Source organism: Bradyrhizobium sp. LeoA1Lang, assembly GCF_055413685.1.
Map to the genome: position 1 here is coordinate 1 of NZ_JBVAPG010000410.1, position 1,240 is coordinate 1,240.

Sequence of the window (1,240 nt, forward strand, 5' to 3'; positions counted from 1 at the left end):
TCTTACTGCGTCACGAGTTTTCGTCGCGTGTTTGGAGCTGGGTGGCGCCACAGCAGGGACATCTCTGTAAGGTGCTGATCAGCGCTCGGATCAAGCGCAGCCGCATGGTCGCGATCGAGTTTGGGACGTGACGTTCAGGCCGCAAGGGCGGATCCTCTGGGTCGATAACCGTCGGGTAAGCGAGGGACCTGGAACGGCGCGGCAGAACGAGGTCCTGAGGGGGGAATCGTCGCCCGTTCGGCGATCAGGAATCCGTAGGCTGCGATGCACAGCGTGGCGTGATGATGGAAGCCGCGCCACCCGCGCCCTTCGTAGTGTCCGAGCCCGACCTCTTGCTTGAGCTCCTGATAATCACGCTCGATGCGCCAGCGCAGCTTGGTAAAATCGACGAGACGCTGGAAGCTGATGTCCTCCGGCAGCGTCGAGAGCCAGTATTTGGTCGGGTCTGCTTCGCCCTCGGGCCATTCGATGAGCAACCATTCCGGCCGCAGCGTCTCCGGCACCAATTTGTTATGTCCGACCCTGACGCGCACACGCGCGAAGCGCGAGGACAGCCAGTCGGCTGAGCCCTCTCGCCACTTCACCGTGCGCCAGGCCCGCTTCGGCAGATCACGCGCCACTTCCTTGGCCGAGATCAGGTCGGGTTCGTCGCGGCGGCCGGTGTTGTTCAGCGGCTTGCCTGTCCGCCGCGGGCCGGCTCCGGTCCGCCACATCAAGGTGTTCGGCAAAATGCCGGCCACGTAGAGCACTTCCAAGGCGGTCATGCCGGCACGCAGCCGCGAGTCGTTGCCATAGGCTGCGTCCATCAACCCGACGCCGCGCGGCAGACCAGCCTCGCACGCCCAGCGTATCTGCTCGAGCGCGATCTCCGGTTTGGTCTTGAACTTGATGTCCTTCGGCACGCCCGCTTTGTTCCGCCGTGCACGATCCTTGGTCCAAGCCTCCGGCAGGTACAGCCGATAGGCGACCGGAAGGCTCGCGGCGTGATTGGCAATCGACAGCGAGACCGTCACCTGACAATTGGCCTGCTTGCCGAGTTGCCCGCAATATTGGTGGTGCACGCCGACCGAATGCTTGCCTTGCTTGGGGAACGAGGTGTCGTCGATGATCCAGGCCTCGATCCGCCCGTCCTTCTCGATCGCCGGCAACACCATCTCGCGGACCTTGGCCAGCACTTTCTCATCCGACCATGTCGCGACGCCGACGAAGTGCAGCAGCGACTGATGCTGCGGCGCCGTCC

General features: G+C 63.9%; 1 protein-coding gene. It reads right to left on the reverse strand.

The window, feature by feature from the left end:
• Positions 1 to 134: 134 nt before the first annotated feature.
• A partial coding sequence (locus ACZYOF_RS43835; RefSeq protein WP_463719596.1) for an IS701 family transposase occupies positions 135 to 1,240 on the reverse strand: 1,106 nt, incomplete at its 5' end.